At 74.5% G+C, this 22,406-nt stretch carries 18 protein-coding genes; 9 read left to right on the top strand and 9 right to left on the bottom strand.

Annotated features, from left to right (window positions below; translation table 11 throughout):
* Positions 1 to 131 precede the first annotated feature (131 nt).
* Entirely contained in the window at positions 132 to 1,268 is a 1,137-nt protein-coding gene (locus H2O74_RS01035) for a MalY/PatB family protein (RefSeq protein WP_182112729.1), read from the bottom strand.
* 215 nt (positions 1,269 to 1,483) lie between these two features.
* Here H2O74_RS01035 and H2O74_RS01030 point away from each other — a divergent pair, with 215 nt between their 5' ends.
* Together H2O74_RS01030 and H2O74_RS01025 are read left to right on the top strand one after the other, a co-directional pair.
* The gene (locus H2O74_RS01030) at positions 1,484 to 1,879 is read left to right on the top strand and encodes a hypothetical protein (RefSeq protein ID WP_182112728.1); all 396 of its coding nucleotides are present in this window, start codon (positions 1,484 to 1,486) and stop codon (positions 1,877 to 1,879) included.
* A gap of 158 nt (positions 1,880 to 2,037) precedes the next feature.
* Entirely contained in the window at positions 2,038 to 2,220 is a 183-nt protein-coding gene (locus H2O74_RS01025; RefSeq protein WP_182112727.1) for a hypothetical protein, read from the top strand.
* A gap of 109 nt (positions 2,221 to 2,329) precedes the next feature.
* On the opposite strand, the gene H2O74_RS16800 is transcribed toward H2O74_RS01025, so the two are convergent.
* Together H2O74_RS16800 and H2O74_RS01015 are read right to left on the bottom strand one after the other, a co-directional pair.
* Positions 2,330 to 4,837, bottom strand: a complete 2,508-nt coding sequence (locus H2O74_RS16800; protein ID WP_182112726.1) for a family 43 glycosylhydrolase — start codon at positions 4,835 to 4,837, stop codon at positions 2,330 to 2,332.
* Positions 4,838 to 4,959: 122 nt separating this feature from the next.
* A complete protein-coding gene (locus tag H2O74_RS01015) occupies positions 4,960 to 5,625 on the bottom strand; it encodes a hypothetical protein (protein WP_182112725.1) in 666 nt (221 codons plus the stop codon).
* 249 nt (positions 5,626 to 5,874) lie between these two features.
* Here H2O74_RS01015 and H2O74_RS01010 point away from each other — a divergent pair, with 249 nt between their 5' ends.
* The gene (locus H2O74_RS01010; RefSeq protein WP_220457995.1) at positions 5,875 to 8,862 is read left to right on the top strand and encodes a glycosyl hydrolase; all 2,988 of its coding nucleotides are present in this window, start codon (positions 5,875 to 5,877) and stop codon (positions 8,860 to 8,862) included.
* 53 nt (positions 8,863 to 8,915) lie between these two features.
* Here H2O74_RS01010 and H2O74_RS01005 read toward each other — a convergent pair whose 3' ends face one another.
* Both H2O74_RS01005 and H2O74_RS01000 read right to left on the bottom strand, forming a co-directional pair.
* Positions 8,916 to 9,947 carry a hypothetical protein gene (locus H2O74_RS01005; RefSeq protein ID WP_182112724.1) on the bottom strand — a complete coding sequence of 344 codons (1,032 nt, stop codon included), beginning with the start codon at positions 9,945 to 9,947 and terminating at the stop codon, positions 8,916 to 8,918.
* A 106-nt stretch (positions 9,948 to 10,053) separates the two neighbouring features.
* Positions 10,054 to 12,522: a GH36-type glycosyl hydrolase domain-containing protein gene (locus H2O74_RS01000; RefSeq protein ID WP_182112723.1), complete on the bottom strand. Its 2,469-nt coding sequence runs from the start codon at positions 12,520 to 12,522 to the stop codon at positions 10,054 to 10,056.
* A 123-nt stretch (positions 12,523 to 12,645) separates the two neighbouring features.
* On the opposite strand from H2O74_RS01000, the gene H2O74_RS00995 reads away from it, so the two are divergent.
* The 5 genes from H2O74_RS00995 (at position 12,646) to H2O74_RS00975 (ending at position 17,577) form a co-directional block, all read left to right on the top strand.
* Complete coding sequence (locus H2O74_RS00995; protein ID WP_182112722.1) at positions 12,646 to 13,266, top strand: pentapeptide repeat-containing protein; 621 nt, start codon at positions 12,646 to 12,648, stop codon at positions 13,264 to 13,266.
* Positions 13,267 to 13,347: 81 nt separating this feature from the next.
* The gene (locus H2O74_RS00990) at positions 13,348 to 15,426 is read left to right on the top strand and encodes an elongation factor G (protein ID WP_182112721.1); all 2,079 of its coding nucleotides are present in this window, start codon (positions 13,348 to 13,350) and stop codon (positions 15,424 to 15,426) included.
* Between the two features lie 93 nt (positions 15,427 to 15,519).
* Positions 15,520 to 15,978 carry a hypothetical protein gene (locus tag H2O74_RS00985; RefSeq protein WP_182112720.1) on the top strand — a complete coding sequence of 153 codons (459 nt, stop codon included), beginning with the start codon at positions 15,520 to 15,522 and terminating at the stop codon, positions 15,976 to 15,978.
* Positions 15,979 to 16,068: 90 nt separating this feature from the next.
* The gene (locus H2O74_RS00980) at positions 16,069 to 16,644 is read left to right on the top strand and encodes a hypothetical protein (protein WP_220457994.1); all 576 of its coding nucleotides are present in this window, start codon (positions 16,069 to 16,071) and stop codon (positions 16,642 to 16,644) included.
* Positions 16,645 to 16,752: 108 nt separating this feature from the next.
* On the top strand, positions 16,753 to 17,577 hold the full coding sequence (locus H2O74_RS00975; protein WP_182112719.1) for a siderophore-interacting protein: 825 nt from the start codon (positions 16,753 to 16,755) through the stop codon (positions 17,575 to 17,577).
* A 28-nt stretch (positions 17,578 to 17,605) separates the two neighbouring features.
* Here the strand turns inward: H2O74_RS00975 and H2O74_RS00970 are convergent, their stop codons facing one another.
* The 4 genes from H2O74_RS00970 to H2O74_RS00955 are packed head-to-tail and all read right to left on the bottom strand — an operon-like array spanning position 17,606 to position 21,440.
* Positions 17,606 to 18,364, bottom strand: coding sequence for an ABC transporter ATP-binding protein (locus H2O74_RS00970; RefSeq protein ID WP_182112718.1), 759 nt, complete (start codon positions 18,362 to 18,364; stop codon positions 17,606 to 17,608).
* Positions 18,361 to 19,395 carry an iron chelate uptake ABC transporter family permease subunit gene (locus tag H2O74_RS00965; protein ID WP_182112717.1) on the bottom strand — a complete coding sequence of 345 codons (1,035 nt, stop codon included), beginning with the start codon at positions 19,393 to 19,395 and terminating at the stop codon, positions 18,361 to 18,363. The genes H2O74_RS00970 and H2O74_RS00965 overlap by 4 nt, the downstream gene beginning before the upstream one ends.
* Positions 19,385 to 20,455: an ABC transporter permease gene (locus tag H2O74_RS00960; protein ID WP_182112716.1), complete on the bottom strand. Its 1,071-nt coding sequence runs from the start codon at positions 20,453 to 20,455 to the stop codon at positions 19,385 to 19,387. The genes H2O74_RS00965 and H2O74_RS00960 overlap by 11 nt, the downstream gene beginning before the upstream one ends.
* 1 nt (position 20,456) lies before the next feature.
* Complete coding sequence (locus tag H2O74_RS00955; RefSeq protein WP_182112715.1) at positions 20,457 to 21,440, bottom strand: siderophore ABC transporter substrate-binding protein; 984 nt, start codon at positions 21,438 to 21,440, stop codon at positions 20,457 to 20,459.
* 103 nt (positions 21,441 to 21,543) lie between these two features.
* Between H2O74_RS00955 and H2O74_RS00950 the strand changes: the two genes are divergently transcribed.
* A complete protein-coding gene (locus tag H2O74_RS00950; protein WP_182112714.1) occupies positions 21,544 to 22,380 on the top strand; it encodes a siderophore-interacting protein in 837 nt (278 codons plus the stop codon).
* Positions 22,381 to 22,406: the final 26 nt, after the last annotated feature.

Raw genomic sequence — 22,406 nt, 5'->3', positions numbered from 1 at the left:
GCGTCGTGCCCCGACACGCCGGCGTGTCGCGGGACAACGCTCCATTCAGGGCGGCACGGCGGCACAACGCTCCACACCCGACCGTGCGGCGGCACGATGCTCCGCGGTCGCGTGCGGTCGCGCGGCGCGGGTCAGCCCTGGGACAGGCGGCGCACCGCCTCCGTGAGGACGTCCGGCGCGCACGCGAGGTTGAGCCGCACGTGGCCGCGGCCCTGCGCGCCGAACATCGGCCCCGGGACCAGGGCGACGCCGGCCGCGAGCGCGCGCTCGGCCGGGTCGTCCCCCCACCCCGCGTCCCGGAAGTCGAGCCACGCGAGGTACGTCGCGTCGGGCACGCGGTAGCGCACGGCCGGCAGGTGCTCGGCGAGCAGGTCCGCGAGCAGACGGCGGTTGGCGTCGATCGCGGCCAGCGCGCCGGCGAGCCACTCCTCACCCGACCGGAACGCCGCCGTGCTCGCGTGGAGCCCCAGGATGCTCGTGCGCGTCCCCACCTCCTCGGGCATCGCGTCGAGCAGCGCGAGCGAGCGGTCGGACGCCCCGACCATGAGCGCGCACTTGGTCCCCGCGACGTTCCAGCCCTTGCTCGCCGCGGTGACGCACACGCCGACCTCGCGCGCGTCGTCGGACACGTCGAGGAACGGCGTGAACGACGTCGGCGCGTGGACCAGCGGACCGTGGATCTCGTCGCTCACGACGACGACGTCGTGCTCGCGCGCGATCGCGGCGAGGCGCCGCAGGTCGTCCGCCGGGTGCACGACGCCGACCGGGTTGTGCGGGTGGCACAGGAGCATCGCCCGCGCACCGCCGGCGAACGCCCGCTCGAGACCGTCGAGGTCGAGCGCGGGCGTGCCGTCGCGGTCGACGAGCGGCACGTCGACGCGCACCGCCCCCGCCTCGTCCGCCAGGTCGGCGAACGGCGGGTAGACCGGCGGGGTGAGGACGACGCCGTCGCCCGGGTGCACCGCCTGCCGCAGCGTCTCGACGATCGCGACGCTGACGTCGGTGGTGGTGCGCACGGCGGCCGGGTCCGGGCACCAGCCCCACGTGCGCTCGGCGAAGCCGGCGAACGCCGCGGGCAGCTCACCGGGCCCGTGCACGTAGCCGGTGTCCGACGCCTCGACCCGCTCGACGATCGCCTGCCGGACGGGCGCGGCCAGCGGGTAGTCCATCTCGGCGACGAAGAGCGGCAGGACGTCGGCCGGGTACGCCGTCCACTTCTCGCTGGTCCGGGCGCGCAGGACGGACAAGGGCTCGGCGTGGACGTCCATCCGCCCAGCATGCCCGACGCCGGGCTTCGACCACCCCGCCCTGGCCCGCCGTCCCGCGGGCCCCGCTCCGCGCCGGCCCTGCCGGCCCGCCCGACCCGCCCCGCCGGTCCGCCCGCCGCCGACACCCAGGTTCTGGCACCGATCCATGCGTCGCGGCACCCGGATCGGTGCCAAAACCGGCGACGCGGGAGCGCGGCTTGCCTAGGGTCGGCCGGATGGTGACCGAGGGGTGGATCGAGCATCGGCGGGCCGGGGACCGGGAGCTCGTCGGGTGGCTGCGGCCCGAGGGTGACGGCTTCGTCGCCGTCGACCGGCTCGGCCACGACGTCACGGGCGTCGTCGACTGGCAGGAGGGCGAGGAGGCGCTCGAGGAGCGCGGCCTGCACTGGCTCGCCGACCTGTGGCAGCTGACCCTCGGCGACGGCCGGACGCTCCGGGTCGCGATGGTCGAGGTCAGCCCCGAGCGCGTCGTCGTCAAGCTCGACGACTTCGGCGCCGTCGGGGTCGAGATGCAGACCTGGACCCTGCCGTTCCCGGCGCCGCCGACGCTGCGACCCTTCGCCGGCGACCGTGGCCTGCTCGACGCCGACTGGTCACCGCCGACTCCCTAGGTCCCGACTCGCCCGGCCCTGCCCGGCCCTGCCCTGCCCGGCCCTGCCCCGCGGTTTTGGCACCGATCCGTAGGTCGCGGCACCCAGATCGGTGCCAAAACCGCGGGGGGAGGGCGGTGGGGATGCCGGTCGGCGCCGGGAGGAGTAGCAAGGAGCGCATGACCGACGACGCGCCTCTGCAGCCCCTCCCCGACCCGGGGTTCACGCCGGCCGACGACGGCGGCGTCGAGCTCGGCAGCGAGGCGGACGAGACCGAGCCCCCCGGTTCGACCGACCCGGACGCCCCGCTCGACGGCGGCGCGTCACGCGTCGGCAACCCGGAGAAGGACCCGCAGGACTGAGTACCGACTGACGAGTCGATGACCGGGCCGCTGCGATGCCGCGGCGGCCGGCGCACCGCGGCCGGGACGGGGACGACGTCGCGCGCCGTCCCCGTCCCGCCGCCGCGGCTCAGTCGGCGGTGATCCGCAGGTAGTCGAAGCGCGCCGTCGCCGGGTCGCCGCCCTGGTTGCCGTGCGCCAGGAGCCCCACGCGCACGTCCGTCCCGACCGGGAACGTCCACACGCCACCCGCCACCCACGTGACGCCGTCGGTGCTGGTCAGCGCCTGGACCTCACGCTCGCCCGCGTCGTCGGTGCGGTGCACCAGGCGCAGCCACGTCGTGTCCGACGGCGGCCCGACGATCGTGCCGCCGTACTGCGTGCGCCCTTCGTACGGGATCTCGTACCCGAACTCCGTCTGCCGCGTGTTCCAGATCGCCACGTGCGACAGGCGGGCGAACAGGTCGTCGTCGGCGTAGGCGATGATGCCGGCCTGCTGGTAGTTGCGGACCTCGTCGATGCCGAGGTCGACGGTCACCCGCGTCTCGGCGGTCCAGTCCCCGTCCGGCACCTCGCGGAGCAGCAGCCCCGCCGTGCCGCCGGGCCCCGTGAGGTCGGTGGGCTCGACCTGCCACACCAGCTCCCCACCCTCGACCGTGACGGCCGGGTCGCGGAGCGCGGTCCAGCCCTCCCCGAGGCCGTCGTCGAACTCCGCCGCGTCGACGACCGGGCCCGTCGCGGGCAACGGCACCCGCTCCGTGACCGGCGCCGCGAGCGGCACCGCGCTGAGGTTGTCGACGTGGACACCCGCGCCGCCCGCGAGCGCACCCGCGGAGCCCGCCGTGCGCGTGCCCCGCGGCAGCTCGAGCCGGACGACGGCGAGCGGGTCACCCAGCCGCGCCTGGCTCAGCTCCGCGGTCGCGACGCCGCCCGAGACCTCGAGCGCGATCGAGTGCCACGTCGCGAGGCCGGTGCCCGGCGCGACGGGCGCCGTCGCCCGCGCGTCGCGCCCGGGCCGCCGGACCTCCACGACGAGCTCGCCGCTCGCCGCGTCGACCCAGGCCGCCACCTGCTCGGGCTCGCGGCCTCCGGGGCCGCCCCCGCGACCGCGCTGCGCCTCGGCGCCGCCCTGCGCCTCCACACCCTGCGCCCCGGCGCCCTGGGCGTCGGTCCCCCGCCATCCCCACGACCAGCCGCCGCGTCCCTCGCGGAAACCCGTGACGACGCCGCCCGCGACCGCCCCGTCGAGGCGCACGTCCGCCTCGACCCGCACGTCGCCCGGCAGGGCGTGCCGGGTGATCAGCTCACCCGCCCGCCGCGCGACGGCGTGCCGGCCGGACTGCGCGTCGTCGGCCGCGCGCCACGCACTGCCCTGCCACGGCGCGCGGATCCCCTGGTCGAACGACGTGACCGCACGTCCGCCCGTGACCGGGCCCGGCTGGACGTCGTCGGACGCCCACGCACCGGCGCGCACGGTGGGCCAGCCGTCCACCCAGTCCAGCCGGTCGATGAGCATGGGCCGCTCGTTGATGCCGTCGGTCCCGTCGAGGTACGGGTCGGTGCGGTCGATCGCGTGATAGACGATCCAGTCCTGACCCGCGAGGTCCGTGACCAGGGCGTTGTGCCCGGTCCCGACCCACGTGTTCCCGTTCGGCGCGAGCACGGGCGTCCCGCCGGCGCGCGACTGCAGCAGCGGCACGCCCTCGCGGTCCACGTACGGGCCCGTGATCGACTCGGAGCGGCCCACATGCACGCTGTACCCGGTGGTGGGCCCGGCGCAGCAGTTCGCCGAGGACGCGAACAGGTACCAGAGCCCGTCGTGCTGCACGACGTAGGCCCCCTCGTACTTGTTGTCGACGGCCACCTGGACGGGCTCTCCCACCGCCTCGGTGCCGGTCTCGTCGAGCTCGGTGACCCAGATCCCGCCGTAGTACGAGCCGTAGAACAGGTGCTCGACGCCGTCGGGCCCCACGACGTGGTGCGGGTCGAACGTCCAGAGGTAGTTGCCCTCGCCGCCGTTGTTTCGCGGGTCGACCACCGGGTCGCCGGAGTCCGTCCACGGCCCCGCGGGCGACGGCGCGGTCGCGACCCCGATCGCGTTGTCGTTGGGCTCCCCGGTCACGGTGGTCTCCGTGACCACGTAGTAGAGGCGGTACTCGCCGTCGACGTAGCGGATGTCCGGCGCCCACAGGGCGGCCCCGCGCGAGGCGTCGGCCCAGGCCGGCAGCGTCGCCTCGGTGAACGCGTCGCCGACGTACTCCCAGGTCACCAGGTCGGTGGACCGCGAGATCGGCAGGAGGTGCCGGGTTCCCTCGCCCTCGCGCAGCGGGTCGGTCGTGCCGTACGCGTACCACCAGCCGTCCAGGCCGCGGATCACGGCGGGGTCGGCGAAGGTGTCCGCGAACGGCGCGCTGACCGGGTTGGTGTACTCGGTCCCGGTCGCGTCGGCGCCCGACCCCGGCCCGCCACCGCCGTGCCCGCCACCGCCGTGCCCGCCACCGCCGTGCCCGCCACCGCCGTGCCCGCCACCGCCACCTCCCCCCGCGGCCGCCGGAGTGGTGGTGAGCGCGAGGCCGACGACGAGAAGACCCGCCGCGGCGACCCGGCCCACGACGGACAGCGAGGTGCTCTGCGTCATTGCAGTGCCTGCCGATCGGGAGAGGGGGTGATGGGGAACAGGGACATCTCCTTGTACCCGCCCCCCACCGTGATCGCACGCCGACCATTCCGGCGGCGACCGCCCTGCACCTCAGACGCCTGTCACGGCCCGCCTCTGGGCGACGCCGCCGCGCCGTCCTCCCGCGGCCGCGCGAGCGCGCGCTCGAACCAGCCGCCCGGCTCGACCTGCGGCCGTGGCGCCTCCTCAGGGGTCCGGACGCGCGCGGGAGCCGGCTGCCACAGCGTCACGACGTCGGACCGGGCGGCGGCGAGCGCGTCCCCGGGCACGACGAGGCGCCCCTCCCCCAGCCCGAGCGCCGGCCAGGCGGCCACGACGACGACGTCGCCGGGCGGCGGCGCGGGCGACAGCCACGACGTGAGGTCGTAGGCCCGGCCACCTCCGCGGCCCCCAAGCGGCCGCAAGGTCAGGACGTCCGGCGGCCGCTGCCAGTGGTGCTCCGCCTCGAGCGTCGTGGTCGTGCGGCCGTCGGCGAGCTCGACACCGATCAGCACCTCGTGGTGCACGTCCCGGAAGACGTCGCGGGTCGGGTCGGGCTCGACCCGGAGCCGGGCGCCGACGTCGAGCACCAGCCCGGTGGTGTAGACGCGCACACCGCAGAGCACGAGTGCCGCGTCCGCGCTGCGCGTCAGGACGCCGCCGCCCGGCGCGATGCCGGGAACCTCGTGGTCGGGCGGGGAGAACGACGGCCGGCCGCCGTCGCCGTCGCCCCCCTCCTCCTCGGACCCGACCATCCTCACGATGTTCATGGCCCGACCGTGGCCGCGTGCGCCGCACCGGTCAAGGGTGCGCCACGTCACCACGAGGAACCACGGTTCTGGGACCGGTCTCATCTCGGGTGGCGCCTTCCACGGACCGTGCTTACCGTCGGAACTGGGACCGGTCACAGTCGTCCAACGGCGGGCGTACGGGCCGCTCCCACCGCCGCAACGACGCGGCGGCGAGCATCCGGTGGGGTCGAGGCCTGCGCCCGATCCGCCACCGCCGAGGTGAGCACCGTGCACCACGACCACGACCCGCACCACGACCTGGCGCGCCGCGCCCCGCTGCCGGCCGCCACCGCCGGGCCGGCGGCCGCCCGGCGACGGCACCGGCGGTCCGTCGGCCTCGTCGCGGCCGCCGCTCTGGCGGTCTCGGTCCTCGCCGGCTCCGCGACGGCGACCGCCGAGACGCGACCCGTCGGCGAGGGCAGCTACACAACCGACGTCGTCGGCCCGGCGCCCGAGGGCTGCGAGCCGCTCGCCTCGGACCCGCGCGCGTTCCTCACGGACGACGCGCCCGCGGGCGCGATCCCGACGAACGACTGGTGGTCGTCCCTGGTCTTCAAGCGCTGGAGCTGCACCACGAGCGAGCCGCTGCACGCGCACCCGCTCTCCTACCAGCCGACCACGCAGGGCCTCGGCCTCGGCTACACGCCCGAGCCCGTCCTGTCGGGCACGCCCGGTGGCATCGGTGAGTTCCACCACCCCTACGCGCAGGACGTGCTCGTCGGCGTCGCAGGGCTCGATGCCCCCGTCGTCGAGGTCGCGGACTGGAGCGACTGGACCGTGACGCCGTCGTGGTCCGACGGCACCCGCACGCTGCGCGCGACCATCGGCCACGGCCTCCCGTTCAGCTGGTACGAGCTCACGGGCGGCGACGCGGTGCTGAGCGCGCAGGCGGACCTGCGGGTCTGGCACGACGACGGCGGGACGGTGGGCTTCACCTCGGGCGGCTCCGACTACGTCGCCGTCGCCCCCGACGGCGCCTCGTGGACCACCTCGGGCACGACGCTGCGCTCCGCGCTCGCCGGCGAGGGCCGGCTCGCCGTGGCGGTGCTGCCCACCCCGGCGGGCGCCGACGACGACGACCGCCGCGCCCTGGCGACCCGGTACGCGGCGTCGTCGAGCGAGGTGACGGGCACCCGCGCCGACTACGACTACGACGAGGCGGCCGGCGTCGTCCGCACGACCTACACGCTCGAGACGAGCGGCGGCACCGTCGTGTCGCTGTACGCGCACCAGGCGGACCACCTCGCGGACACCGACGGCGAGGTCCTCGACGCCGCCTACGCGTCACCGCGCGGCACCATGACCACGATCGCCGGGGCCACGCAGTTCACGACCGAGACGCCGTTCACCGGGATCCTCACCGAGGTGCCCGCCGTGGCCACGGGCGCGGGCGAGGCCGGCGCCCGCCTGGACGCGCTGCTCGACGAGGTCGCCGCGGACCCGATGGGCCCGCCCGGGAGCGACACCTACTGGACCGGCAAGGCCCTGGGACGCGCGGCACGCATCGCGGAGATCGCCGACCAGGTCGGCCGCACGGACGTGCGCGACGCGGCGCTCGCGCAGATCCGCACGACGCTGACGGACTGGCTCACGGCCGACCCCGGAGAGACCGAGCAGCTCTTCGCGTACAACGAGGGCTGGGGCACGCTCGTCGGCTTCCCCGCGTCGTACGGCTCGGACAAGGAGCTCAACGACCACCACTTCCACTACGGCTACTTCATCACCGCCGCGGCGACGCTCGCCCGCTTCGACCCGGCGTGGGCGCAGGGCTACGGCGACATGGTCGACCTGCTCATCCGGGACGCCAACGGCTCCGACCGGGACGACCCGCTCTTCCCGTACCTGCGCGACTTCGACATCTACGCGGGGCACGACTGGGCGTCCGGCCACGGCGCGTTCCTGGCCGGCAACAACCAGGAGTCGAGCTCGGAGGGCATGAACTTCGCCGCGGGGCTGGTGCTGTGGGGCGAGGCCACCGGCGACACGGCCGTGCGCGACACCGGCGCCTACCTGTACGCGACGCAGGCGGCGGCCATCCAGGCCTACTGGTTCGACGGCGCGGGGGCCATCCCGGACGGGTTCGGCCACTCGACGCTCGGGATGGTCTGGGGCGACGGCGGCACCTACTCGACGTGGTTCAGTCCCGAGGCGGAGATGATCCAGGGCATCAACACGCTGCCGATCACCGGCGGGCACCTCTACCTGGGCCTGCGCCCGGACGACGTCGTCGCGAACTACGCGGAGCTCGTCACCGCCAACGGCGGCGAGCCCACGGTCTGGCAGGACATCCTGTGGTCCTACCTGGCGCTGGGCGACGCCGACGCGGCCCTCGCGAAGCTGCTCGCCCAGCCGGACTACCCGGTCGAGGAGGGCGAGTCGCGGGCGCACACCTATCACTGGGTGGCGAACCTCGCGGCGCTGGGCACCCTCGATCCCGAGGTCCGCGCCGACCACCCGCTGGCGGCGGTCTTCACGGATGACGGCGCCCGCACGTACGTCGCGAGCAACGTCACCGCGGCCGACCTCACGGTCCGCTTCTCGGACGGCACGACGCTGCGCGTCCCGGCCGGCCGGACGGCGACGACGGGCGCCCACACGTGGAGCGGCGGCTCCGGCCAGGGCGGGCCGGGCGGGCCCGGTGAGGAGCCGGACCCCGACCCCACGGACGAGCCCACGGAGGAGCCGACGCCCGACCCGACCGACGAGCCGACGGACGAACCGACCGAGGAGCCCACGGACCCGCCGACGTCGGGTCCGCTGACGCTCCACCTGCGCGCCGACGGGCTCTCGACCTCGGCCGGCACCGGCATCGCCACCCTGGAGCGCAACACGGGCCCGGACGCCGTCGGCGACCCGGCACGGGGCCTGGTGCTCGAGGCGCGGGACCTGGAGGCCGACCTGACGGGCCGCGCGACCGAGTTCTCGCTCCGGCTCGACGCACGCACCGCCGTCGGCAACGGGATCCGCGCGCGGGTCTCGTACGACCTCACCGGCGACGGGACCTGGGACCGCGTCGAGACGTACCGGTACTTCGCCACCGACCCGGTCGTCGGCTGGGAGACGTACGGGCACGCCCAGGGCCTCGCGTCGTCGAGCGGGACGGCGGGCGACCTCGACGGCGGCACCGTCCGCCTCGAGCTCTGGAACGTCATCGGGGGCGGGCCGACCGACGTCGACCTCGCCGGGTCCACCCTGCGCCTGCCGCACGACGGCTGAGCGCGCACTGCGAGGGCCGCGTCCGCCCGGCGGCGGCGCGGCCCTCGGCCCGCTCAGGCGCCGAGGTGGCGCACCAGCGCCTCGCGCCACCGGCGCAGATCCTCGGCCAGGCGCAGGCGGGTGGCCTCGGGGGTCGGGCTGTCGACGACGACCTCCCGCGTGATCCGCGTCCCGGCGCCGTCGGGCGCCACCCACGTCGTCCGCACCGCCGCGACCAGGCCGCGCTCGCGGACCACGATCGCCTCACCCGGGTCGACGGCCATGACCTCGGCGATGTGCCCGTCGATCCCCGTGGAGCCGTGGTGGACGCGGCATCGCAGCTCGCCGACCTGTCCGGGCGGCGTACCGGGGACGGTGAACGAGACGGCGTCCGGGTCCGGGTCGTCCCAGCAGTCGTTGCGGGCGTCGGCGACCGCCAGCCAGGCGCGGACCGGCGCGGCGGAGGTCCGGACGACGTCGTGCGCGCGGACGGTCTCGCGCGGCGCGCGCACGAGGCGCCACAGCGCCTGCTCGTCCTGCGCGCGGATGCGACGCAGCATGGCGTTCGGCTCGGGCGGCGGAGGCGGCGGCCACCCCGCGACCAGGTGCGCCGCGGCCGTCAGGTCGTGGTCGAGCAGCGGCCCGAGCGCGCCCTCCAGGTGGCGCGCGACGCCGTCCGGGCCGACGCCCTCGATGGCCACCCGCAGGAGGCACGTGTCCGGGCTCACCGGCTCGGCGGTGACCGAGCGGCGCAGCCGCATCGAGCCCGAGAGGTCCACGGACGCCCACCGGCGACCGGGATCGACCTCCACGACCTCCTGCAGGGAGCCCGACAGCGCGGCGCCCGCCCCCACCGGCCGCACGAAGCAGCGGCGCTCGCCGACGGCGCCGACCGGCCGGCCGGGCACCAGCACCGTGAAGGTGTCAGGCCCCTCGATGGCCGGGGTGCTCGCGGGGTCCACCAGCACCCGGAGCGCGTCCGCGGCCGGTGCCGCGATCGTCGCGACGCGCTCGACCCGGAACGGCACGGGCGCGCTCGCCTGGGCGCTCGATCCGGTGAGGGCGCGGCGCTGCCACCGTCCCTGGGCCCACCCGACCACGCTCATGCCGCCTCCGCCGTCGTCACGCCCTGCTATCGGCTCGCCGGACCGCGGCCTTGACGCGGCGGAGCGCCGGTGCCGCGCGTGCGGCACCGGCCCTCCGCGACGCCGGCTACAGCCGCGCCGTGACCTTCACCGTCGCGCCGGCCGGGGCGTACGGGACCTCGTTGCCCTCGATCGCGACGCCGTCCACCTCGAGCGCGGCGCGCGCTCCCTCGGTGCCCGAGTTCGTCACCGTGATCTCGTAGGTCGCGCCGCGGGCGACGCGCGTGACGGTGAACTCCGGCACGTCGGGGCCGATCTGGGGGTCGACGACCAGCCCGTCCCAGCCGGGCCGCACGCCCAGCAGGTACTGGCTGGCGGTGACGAAGTTCCATGCGGCGGTGCCGGTGAGCCAGGAGTTCTTGGCCTCGCCGTGCCGCACGGCCTCCTTGCCCGCGATCATCTGGGCGTAGACGTACGGCTCGAGCTTGTGGACGTCGCTGATGTCCTCGCGGTACGCGGGCGTGATGCGCTTGTAGTAGTCGAACGCGCGCGCGCCGCGACCGAGCACCGTCTCGCCGATGATCACCCACGGGTTGTTGTGGCAGAAGATGCCGCCGTTCTCCTTGTACCCCGGCGGGTAGGTGGAGACCTCGCCCATCTCGATCCGGTAGGTCGTGTAGGCGGGGTACTGCAGCACCATGCCGTGCTCCGTGGCCAGCATCTCGTTCACCGCGTCGAGCGCCTGGACGGCCGGCGCCGCCGCGTCGTGCGGCCCCTCGCCGACGCCGATGCCCGCCATGACGGCGAAGCCCTGCGGCTCGATCCAGATCTTGCCCTCGTCGTGCTCGTCGCTGCCGATCTTGTTGCCGTAGAAGTCGTACGCGCGCAGGAACCAGCGCCCGTCCCAGCCGTGCGCCAGCACGGCCTCGCGCATCTCGGCCACGGCGTCGCGCGCCTCGGCGGCGACGTCGGGCCGGCCCCGACGCTCGGCGAGCTCCGCGTACTCGGCCCCGTAGAGGACGAACTGCGCGGCGATGAAGACGGACTCGGCCACCCCGCCCGCCTGGTTCTCGGTCGTCTGGAACGACTCGCCCGGCACGTCGGAGAAGCAGTTGAGGTTGAGGCAGTCGTTCCAGTCGGCGCGGCCGATGAGCGGCAGCCCGTGCGGACCTCGGTGCTCGACGGTGAACCGGAAGGACCGCGTCAGGTGCTCGAACAGCGGCACCTCCGAGCCGGGCTCGTTGTCGAAGGGCACCGGCTCGTCGAGGATCGAGACGTCGCCCGTCTCCTTGACGTAGGCGGCGACGCCGGCGATCAGCCACAGCGGGTCGTCGTTGAAGCCGGAGCCGATGTCGTTGTTCCCGCGCTTCGTGAGCGGCTGGTACTGGTGGTAGGCCGAGCCGTCGGCGAACTGGGTCGAGGCGATGTCGATGATCCGCTCGCGCGCCCGCTCCGGGATGAGGTGCACGAAGCCCAGGAGGTCCTGGTTCGAGTCGCGGAAGCCCATCCCGCGCCCGATGCCCGTCTCGAAGAACGACGCCGAGCGGGACATGTTGAACGTGACCATGCACTGGTACTGGTTCCAGATGTTGACCATCCGGTCCAGCTTCTCGTCCGACGAGCGCACCGAGTAGGTCGAGAGCAGGTCCGTCCAGTACTGGCGCAGGCGCTCGAACGCGGCGTCCGTCTGCTCCGTCGTGGCGAAGCGGCCGAGCAGCGCGTGCGCGCGCTCCTTGTTGACGACCTGGTGGGCGTCGTCGGCCCACTTCTCGTCCTGCGGGTTCTCGACGTAGCCGAGCACGAACGTGTGGGTCCGGGACTCCCCCGGCGCGAGCTCGAGCGCGAGGCTGTGCGAGCCGATCGGGTACCAGCCGCTCGCGACCGAGCCCGCCGACGCGCCCGCGCGCGGCACGGCGGCCTCGCCGAGGCCGTTCCAGTCGCCGACGAACGTGTCGCGGTCCGTGTCGAAGCCGGCGGCGCGCGCGTTCACGCCGTAGACGGCGTAGTGGTCGCGGCGCTCGCGGTACTCCGTGCGGTGGTAGATCGCGCTGCCGTGGGGCGACTCCGGCTCGACCTCGACCTCGCCGATGGAGAGGTTGCGCTGGTAGTTGGTCTGGTCGTCCTGCGCGTTCCAGAGGCAGAACTCGACGTACGAGAACAGCGTGATCGTCTTGACGACGTCGGACGTGTTGGTGACCGTGACGCGCTGCACCTCGGCGGTCTCGTCGACCGGGACGAAGTGGAGCGTGTCGACGCGGATGCCGTTGCGCTCGCCGCTGATGCTCGTGTAGCCGAGGCCGTGGCGCGTCTCGAAGTGGTCGAGGTCCGCCTTGACCGGCAGCCACGACGGCGTCCAGACGTCCCCGCCGTCGTTGACGTAGAACCAGCGCCCGCCCGCCTCCGACGGCGTCGTGTTGTAGCGGTAGCGCGTCAGGCGCCGCATCTTGGCGTCCCGGTAGAACGAGTAGCCCGCGCCCTGGTGCGAGATCAGGGAGAAGAACTCCTGGGACCCGAGGTAGTTGATCCACGGGTAGGGCGTGTGCGGCGTCGTGATGACGTACTCGCGGGACTCGTCGTCGAAGTGCCCGTAGCGCATTCGATGGTGCCTCTCGTCCTCGGTGACCGGCGCGGGAGCGCTCCCACGACCGTCAGTCATCCTAGGGCGCGTCGCGGAGGCGCACCAGGGCCGAATCGCTGGACCTCGCCCTAGGGTCGGACGATGGCCGAGCGCAGGGACGGTGCCGCGGCACCCGGGACGACGACGACCCGCACGAACGAGGACTGGCAGGGCCGGGAGGTCGACCGGGAGGAGTTCCACGGCGTGCGCTTCGTCGACTGCGACCTGTCGGAGATCACCTCGACGGGCGCGGTGTTCGACGAGTGCGTCTTCCGCAACGTCCGGTTCAACGCCTCCACCCACACGGACACGGCGTTCACCAACTGCACGTTCGCGCACTCGTCGTTCTTCGACGCCGCCCTCACGCGCTGCAAGCTGCTCGGCTCCCGGTTCGACGGGTGCTCGTTCGACCTCGTGCGCGTCGACGGCGGCAACTGGGGCTTCGTGTCCCTGGCCCGCGCCGACCTCGCCTCAGCGACGTTCCGCGGCACCCGTCTGCGCGAGGCGGACCTCACCGGCGCGCGCTGCGCGGGCGCGACGCTGCGTGACCTCGACCTGTCGGGGGCGCTGCTCGAGCGCGCCGACCTCACCGGTGCCGACCTGCGCGGCAGCGACCTGTCCTCGCTCGACCCCCTGACCGTCACGCTCCAGGGGGCGGTGATCGACCTGCGCCAGGCGCTCGTCGTCGCCGAGGCGCTCGGGCTCGACGTCCGGGCGGACTGAGCCCGGACGGAGGTCCTGTTCCCTGCCCCGGAGCCCGTGACTAGCCTGCTGACAAGGGCCGCTCCGACGAGGGAGAACCGCATGGACCAGGCATCGACGCCGAGGATCCGCACCGTGGCCCTGGTCGGCCACAGCGGCGCCGGCAAGACGACGCTCGCCGAGGCGCTGCTGCACCGGGCACGGGCGGTCGCGCGCCCCGGCCGGGTCGAGGACGGCACCACCGTGTGCGACACGGAGCCGGAGGAGATCAAGCGGCACATGTCGCTGTCCCTCGCGGTCGCACCCTTCACGTGGACCGCGACCGACGGCGAGACCTACAAGATCAACCTTCTCGACTGTCCGGGCTACGCCGACTTCGCCGGTGGCGTCGACGCGGCCCTGACGGTCGCGGACCTCGCGGTCGTGGTCGTGAGCGCCGTCGACGGGGTCGAGGTCGGCACGGAGCTCGTGTGGCAGCAGTGCGAGGAGGCGGGCATCCCCCGCCTCCTCTTCGTCACCAAGGAGGACAAGCCGCGCGCCGACTTCCGCCGTGTCCTCGCCCAGCTGCGGGCGACCTTCGGCGCGGGCGTCGTCCCGCTCGAGCTGCCGCTCGGCGAGGAGGACCGCTTCCACGGCGTCGCGGACGTGCTCTCCGACGAGGGCCTGGAGTACGCCGCCGACGGCAGCCACAGCACCGGCCCGATGCCCGACGACGTGGCCGACGAGGAGCACCGCCTGCACGACGAGGTCACCGAGGAGATCGTCTCGGGCGACGACGAGCAGCTCGAGCGCTACCTGTCGGGCGAGGTGCCCACGGCGGCCGAGCTGGGGCGGGCGCTGCTGCACGAGGTGCGGGACTGCCAGGAGTTCCCGGTGCTCATGGGCTCGGCGACGACCGGCGTCGGCGTCGACCGCCTCGCCGACTACCTGTGCGAGCTGGCACCGTCGCCCGCGGACCGGCCGGTGACCGTCGTCGTCGGCCGCGACGGTCAGGAGGGGACGCGGGTCGAGGTCGTCGCGGACCCGGGCGCGGACCCGCTCCTGCACGTCTTCCGCACGGTGGCGGACCCGTTCGTCGGCCAGGTCTCGCTCTTCAAGGTGCTCACGGGCACCGTCCGCGCCGAGGACCGGCTGGTCAACGGCGTCACGGGCACCGAGGAGCGCCTCCACCAGATGTTCTACCTGCGGGGCAAGGAGCACGTGCCCACCGACGTCGTCGTGGCGGGGGACGTCGGCGCGGTCGCCAAGCTCACGGGCACGCCGAGCGGCTCGACGCTGTCCCCGCGCGGCACGCCCGCCCGGGTCGTCGCCCCGCCGCCGCGCCCCACGCCGTTCGCGCTCGCGCTGCGGCCCGTGACGCAGGCCGACGACGACCGCCTCTCGTCCTCGCTGCAGCGCCTCGCGGGCGAGGACCCGACGCTCGTCGTCGACCGCGTGGGCTCCCAGACCGTGCTGCGCGGGACGGGCGACACCCACCTCGCCGTGGCCCTGGAACGGCTCGCGCGCAAGTTCGGCGTCTCCGTCACGACCGAGCCGGTCCAGATCGCGTACCGCGAGACGATCGCGAGCCCGACGGCAGCCGAGGGGCGGCTCAAGAAGCAGTCCGGCGGCCACGGCCAGTTCGCCGTCGTGCAGCTGCGCGTGAGCCCGGCGGAGCGCGGTGCCGGCTGCGTCTTCGTCGACTCCGTGGTGGGCGGCGCCGTGCCGCGCCAGTACATCCCGGCGGTGGAGCGCGGCGTGGTCGACGCGATGGCGGCGGGCGGCCCGCACGGCTACCCGGTGGTCGACCTGCGCGTGGAGCTCGTCGACGGCAAGCACCACTCGGTCGACTCGTCCGACATGGCGTTCCGCACCGCCGCGGCGCACGGCCTGCGTGCGGCGCTCGCGACGGCCGGGACCGTCGTGCTCGAGCCGATCGCCCTCGTGCGCGTCGTGGTGCCCGGGGCGCTCCAGGGCGACGTGCTCGGCGACCTGTCCGCGCGCCGCGGCCGCATCGTCGGCACGACCTCCCTGCCCGACGGCCGGCAGGAGATCCAGGCGATGGTCCCCGAGGCCGAGCTCACGCGGTACGTGCTGGACCTGCGCTCCCTGACGGGCGGCCGCGGGACGTTCACGGCGGTCCACGACCACGACGACGTCGTCCCGGCGCACCTGGTCGAGCGGCTCGCCGTGCCCGTGTGAGCACCCGAGCCTGTGGACCCCTGGGAGGCGCGGCCCTGAGCCGCTAGCCTCGGCGCGTCCGCACGGCGCGGGCCACCAGGACCAGGGGGACGCATGCTCATCTTCGGGACGTACGTGCTCCACAAGGTGCTGGCGACGCTGGGCTTCTTCTGCCCGCACTGCCAGGGCGCCGTCGAGGGTCAGGTCCGGCGGGGCCGGCGCTGGTTCCACATCTTCTGGATCCCGCTGATCCCGCTCGGCGTGCAGCCCGAGCACGTGCGGTGCTTCCGGTGCGGCTCCCTGTGGGCGCTCGCGGTCCTCGGCCCCGACGGCGACCAGTACCGGCGCGTGCCCGCGGTCGCGCCCCTCGCCCCCGCGGGCGGCGACATGCCGCCGCTCGGTCCCGGCCACGGAGCCGACGTCGGCGCGCCGGGGCCCGTCCCCCCGCCGCCGCCGCCCGCGCCGTCGGGTGACAGGTGGGCGCCGCCCGTGACGCTCCCCGCGGCACCGGTCGACGCGGTGCCCGTCGAGGACTCCGAGGAGTGGGCGCGCCGCAACGGCCTCACTCGGTGAGATCGGCGCGGCGCCCGGTCGGCCCTGCCGCGCACGGGTGAGGTGTGTCACCCTGGCGCCCGACCTCCACCCACCCCCGGAAGGACTCCCGTGAGCACCCAGACCCTGGTCGGCCTCGACCGGTTCGCCGTCAAGCAGCGGTACACGATGATGGTCAACCGCTACGAGATCCGCGCCCTCGGCCCGAACGGCGAGGAGGGCCCGATCCTCGCGATGGCCCAGCAGAAGCGGATGGCCTTCAAGGAGGAGGTCACCTTCTACGCGGACGAGCAGCGCACCGTGCCCGTCTTCTCGTTCAAGGCCCGGCAGCGGATGGACCTCGGCGCGACGTACGACGTCAAGGACGCGAACGGCACGCCGATCGGCATGTTCCGCAAGGACTTCGCGAAGTCGCTGCTCAGCTCGACGTACCACCTCGAGGGCGCGGGCGTCACCGCGGTCGGCTCCGAGCGCAACCTGGCCGTGGCGATCCTGCGTCGCGTGCAGGACTGGATCCCGCTCGCCGTGCACTACGACTTCAAGGACCCGGCCGGCAACCTCGTCATGGCGTCCGAGCGCCGCTGGGGCCTGCGCGACTTCTACACGGTGACCGTCCCGGGGGCGCGCCTCGACGGCCGTGTCGCCGCGGCCATGGCCGTCGCGCTGGACGCGCTGCAGAGCCGCTGACCCGAGCGCGCCGAGACGCGCGGGAGGGGCGCCGCCACCCTGCGGCGGCGGCCCCTCCCGCCCGCACCGCGTCCGGGCCACCCCGCCGGGTGCCATAGCCTCGGGGGTGTGAGCGCACACCAGGCGACAGGGTCGCCGGTCCGCAAGATCCCCCTCGACCTCCGGCTGCGGCGCCTGGTCGTCCACCGGGTGGAGGACCTCTCACCCTCGGTGCGACGGGTCGCGCTCGGCGGCCGCGACCTGGCCGGCTTCGCGTGCCACGGCCCGAGCGACCACGCCAAGGTCTTCTTCCCCCCGGAGCCGGGCGCCGAGCTCGTGCTGCCGGACCTCTCCGACTGGAGCGGTCGCCAGGACCCGCGGCACACGGTGCGCGAGTACACGGTCCGCACCTACGTGCCGTCGTCGGACGAGCTGGTGCTCGACATGGCGGTGCACTCGCACGGCCCGGCCGGACGCTGGGTCGCCCAGGCCGGCGTCGGCCAGGAGCTCGGCGTCTTCGGGCCCAAGACGTCCAAGGTCGGGCCGGACGACCGCGCGTGGTACCTCCTCGTCGCCGACGAGACCGGCCTGCCCGCGCTGACCAACTGGCTCGAGCGCCTCGGCGGGCGCGCGCCCGTGCAGGCCTTCATCGAGGTCGGCGGCCCGCAGGACGAGGTGCGCCTGCCCACCGGCCCGCGCACGCAGGTCACGTGGCTGCACCGCGGCGATGCCGAGCCGGGCACGACGACGCTCCTCGCCGACGCCGTGGCCGCCGCGCCGCTGCCCGCCGGCGGGCCGGGCTGGGCGTGGGCGGGCGCGGAGGCGGGCGCGATCCGGGCGATCCGCCGGGACCTCACCGAGCGCGGCGTCGACCGCAAGTGCCTGTCGATGACGGGCTACTGGCGTCGCGGGGTCGCGAACTTCGACCACAAGTCCCCCGAGGCCCAGGGCTGACGCCCGACCGTCGGGACTCCGGACCCGGTCAGAGCGCCGGGACCGCGACCGGACGGCCGTCGAGGTGGTGGACCGCGAGGTCCAGGTCGTAGATCGCGCGCAGCACGTCCGGCTGCATGAGGTCGGCCGGACGTCCCTGGTGCACCACGACGCCGTCGCGCATCGCGACCACCTGGTCGCTGTAGGCGGCGGCGACGTTGACGTCGTGCAGCACGACGACGACCGTGCGCCCGAGCTCGTCCGCCGCGCGCCGCAGCAGGCGCATCATCGCGACCGCGTGTCGCAGGTCGAGGTTGTTGAGCGGCTCGTCGAGCAGCACGTAGTCCGTGCCCTGGCACAGCACCATCGCGACGAACGCCCGTTGCCGCTGCCCGCCGGACAGCTCGTCGAGGTACCTGTCCGCGAAGGGCTCGAGCTCGAGGAACGCGAGCGCCTCGTCGACCAGGACGTCGTCCTCCGGCGTCGGGCGCCCCTTGCTCCACGGGTAGCGGCCGAACGCGACGAGGTCGCGCACGGTCAGGCGCGCCGTCATGTGGTTGTCCTGGCGGAGCATCGACAGGCGCCGCGCGAGGACGTCACCCCGCGTGCCGTGGACGTCGAGGCCGTCCACCGTCACGGACCCCCCGTCGAGGTCGAGCAGGCGCGCGACGCAGCACAGGAGCGTGGACTTGCCCGCCCCGTTGGGCCCGATGATCGACGTGACGCCGCCGGGGGTCAGCTCGAGGTCGACCCCGTCGACCACGCGCGTCGCGCCGTACGCCTTGACCGCGCCGACGACCCGGATCACCGGCGTCCGTCCCGCAGCAGCAGACCGATGAGCACGAGACCTCCGAGCAGCTCGACGACGACGCTCAGTGCGGTGTCCAGCCCGAGCACGTGCTCGAGCACCGCCTGGCCGCCGACCAGGGTGATCGCCGCGACGAGCGCGGCGGCGGGCAGGACGTGGCGGTGCCGGTGGCTCCCCACGAGGTGGTAGGCGAGATGGGCCACGAGCAGGCCGAAGAACGTCACGGGTCCGACGAGGGCCGTGGACACCGAGACCAGCACCGCGACGACGACGAGCACGCGACGCACCGCGCGGTGGTGGTCCACGCCCAGCACCGTCGCCGCCGGCCGCCCGAGCAGGAGCACGTCGTAGGCGTGCCGCTCGCGCCACGCGACCCACGACGCCGCGGCGACGAGCAGCGCGGAGACCCCGAGCAGCTCGGTGTCCACGGCGTTGAAGCTCGCGAACATGAGGTCCTGCAGCACGGCGAACTCGTTGGGGTCGATGAGCCGCTGCAGGAAGGACGAGACGCTGCGCAGCAGGACGCCGATGACGATCCCGGCGAGGAGCAGCAGGTGCATGCTCCGGCGCGTCCCGCTGAACAGCCAGCGGAACAGCAGCCCGGCGCACCCCACCATGAGCACGACCTCGACCACGAAGCGCAGGTGCTGGTCCAGTGCCGTCAGCCGCGAGGCGCCGATCGCGAACACCAGTCCCGTCTGGAGCGCGACGTAGAGCGCGTCGAAGCCCATGACCGACGGCGTCAGGATGCGGTTCTCCGTCACGGTCTGGAACAGGACGGTGGAGACGGCCACCGCGTACGCGACCAGGAGCAGCGCGAGCACCTTGACGCCGCGGAACGGGAGCACGAAGTCCCACGCGCCGCGCGCCTCGAGCGTGAGGAAGGCGGCGACCGCGACCAGCGCGACGGCGCCGAGCGCGGCCAGCACGCGGCGCGCGCGGCGGTCGGCCGCCGACGACGTCGTCCGCGCGGGCGGGGCCGTGGCCGGCGCCGGCGCGGCGGTGCCGGGCGACGTGAGGTCAGGCGACACGCGCGTCCCTCCGCAGCAGGAGGTACAGGAAGAGCACGCTGCCCACGACCCCGACGACGACGCCGACCGGCACCTCGTACGGGTAGCGCACGACGCGACCGATCAGGTCGCACACCAGCACGAGCCCGGCGCCGAGCAGCGCCACCCAGGGCGCCGTGCGCCGGACGTCGTCGCCCAGCAGGCGCGAGACGACGTTGGGCACGACCAGGCCGAGGAACGGCACGACGCCGACGGTGACGACGACGACCGCGCTGACCAGGGAGACGATCACCAGGCCGAGGTTGAGCACCCCGCGGTAGCCGAGCCCCAGGGTCGTGGCGACCTCGCGGCCCATGCCGGCGACCGTGAACCGGTCCGCGGCCAGGTACGCCACGATGGTGAGGACGAACGTGAGCCACAGCAGCTCGTACCGGCCGCGCAGGACGCCCGAGAAGTCGCCGGTGGTCCACGCGCCGAGCGACTGCAGCAGGTCCAGCCGGTACGCCACGAAGGTCGTCGCGGCGCTGATGACACCGCCGAGCATGAGCCCGATGAGCGGGACCACGAGCACCGACCGCAGCGGCACGGCGCGCAGGATCCGCAGGAACAGCGCCGTGCCCGCGAGCGCGAACACCGCGGCCACGCCCATCTTGCCCATGAGCGGGGCCCCGGGCGCCATGATCGTCACCACCAGGATGCCGAGCACGGCGGACTCCACCGTGCCCGCCGTCGACGGCTCCACGAAGCGGTTCCGCACGAGGACCTGCATGAGCATCCCCGCGACGGCCATCGCGGAGCCCGCGAGCAGCACCGCGAGGGTGCGCGGCAGGCGCGAGACCAGGAGCACGCCGGCGTCGCTGAGCCCGGCCGCACCGTCGTCGGCCCCGGTCAGGGCGGCGAGGACGCCGGCGGGCGTGACGTCCGTGACGCCCACGAAGAGGCTGACGACCGACAGCACGGCCACCGCCGTGGCGACCGCGGCGAACAGCGTCCGGCGGCCGCCCCGGGCAGGGGTGGCCGCCGGACGCACCGGCCGGGCCGTCACCGGGGTCGCCGTCGGTCGGGCCGGCGCGAGAGTCATGTCAGCCGGCGAGCGCGGTGGAGATCTCGTCGACCATGCGCGAGAGCGTGCCGAGACCGCCGTTGACGATGTACCAGTCGACCGAGTCGACGTAGACGACCTGGTCCTGCGACCACGCCGTCGTGCCGGCGACGAGCTCGTTGTCGAGCACCTGCTCGGCCGCGGCACCGGACTCGCCCACGGCGGCGTCGCGGTCGATGACGACCAGCCAGTCGGGGTTCGCCTCGGCGAGGAACTCGAAGCTCACGGCCTCGCCGTGCGTCGCCGCCTCGACGTCCTCGATCGCGGGGGTCATGCCGAGCTCGTCGTGCAGGAAGCCGAAGCGCGAGCCGGGGCCGTAGGCCGTGACCTCGCCGCCCGCCGTCATGACGATGAGGCCGGTGCCGGCCTCCGCCGTGACCTCCCGGGCCGCCTCGATGTCGGCGTCGAGGTCGGCGACCAGCTCCGCGACCTCGTCCTCCTTGTCGAAGACCTGGCCGAGGATCTCGGCGTTGGCCTCGACGCTGCCGCGGAAGTCCGCCCAGTCGTTGGACAGGTCGATCGTCGGCGCGATCTTCTCGAGCTCGGGCAGGGCCTCCGCGGAGCGGCCGGCGACGATGATGAGGTCCGGCTCGGCCGCGTTGACCGCCTCGTAGTCGGGCTCGAAGAGCGTGCCGATGTCGAGCACGTCGTCGGTGTCGAACTCGGCGAGGTGGCCGGGAAGGTTGGACTTCGGCAGGCCGTCGACCTCGACGCCGAGCTCGCTGAGCGTGTCGAGCGTCGCGAGGTCGAAGGTCAGCACGGTCTCCGGGTTCACCGGGACGGTGGTCTCGCCCTGCGCGTGCGTCACGGTGACCTCGCTCGGCGCCTCCTGCGCCGTCACGGCGGCGTCGGCGGCGGGCTCGACGTCCTGGGCGTCGCCCGCGCACGCCGTCAGGGCGAAGGCGGACACGAGGGTGAGGGCGAGGCCGGCGCGGCGGGCTCGCGGGTGACGCTGCGAGGTCATGGGACTCCGATCGGACTGGCGTGAGGGTGGCCTAACCTGGCCGGGCGGAGTGAGGTTAGCCTAACCTCCGACCACTTCTGCAATCCGCTCGGACGGAGCCGCGATGACCGCCACCCCCACCGCCCTGTCGACCCCCCAGGTCGTGCGACGTGTGCGGCTGCCGATGGCTGCGCGCCGCCTCGTCGTGCGCCGGGTCGCCGAGCTCAGCCCGACGATGCGCCGCATCGCGCTCGGCGGCCCCGACCTGGCCGGCTTCGAGGCGCACGGCCCGGCCGACCACCTCAAGGTCTTCTTCCCCGAGGAGCCGGGCGCCGAGGTGACGCTCCCCGTGCTCGAGGACGGCCGCTGGACCAACCGGGACGACCCCGGGCTCGTGTGCCGCGACTACACGGTGCGGACCGTCGCGGCGGGCAGCGAGGAGCTGATCGTCGACATGGTCGTGCACGAGCACGGACCGGCGGGCCGCTGGGCCGCGCAGGCCGAGCCGGGCCAGGTCCTCGGCACCCTCGGGCCGCGGGGCTCCATGCTCATGCCGCTGGACCGCGACACGTACCTGCTCGCGGCGGACGAGACGGGCGTGCCCGCGCTCCTCAACTGGCTCGACCGCCTGCCGCCGTCGGCCTCCGTGCGCGCGTTCGTCGAGGTCGGCGGGCCCGGCGAGGAGCTCGACCTCCCCGACCGCGCCGGCACGGTGGTCACGTGGCTGCACCGCGACGGCGCCGAGCCGGGCACGACGACGCTCCTGCCGGACGCCGTCGGGGCGGCGCTCCTGACGCGGCCGGCCGGCACCCTGTGGGCCTGGGCCGCCGGCGAGGTCGCGGCGGTCCGCGCGATCCGCGGCCACCTGGCGGCGGTCGGCGTCGACCGCGACTCGTTCGCGATGACCGGCTACTGGCGCCGCGGCGAGGCGAACTTCGACCACCACGCACCCGACGCCTGAGTCCGGGCCGCGAGGCCGTACGGTCG

The organism is Actinotalea sp. JY-7876 (assembly GCF_014042015.1).
Lineage (GTDB): Bacteria > Actinomycetota > Actinomycetes > Actinomycetales > Cellulomonadaceae > Actinotalea.
The sequence above is the reverse complement of the archived record's forward strand: the minus strand, read 5'-3'. Positions and strand labels throughout refer to the sequence as shown.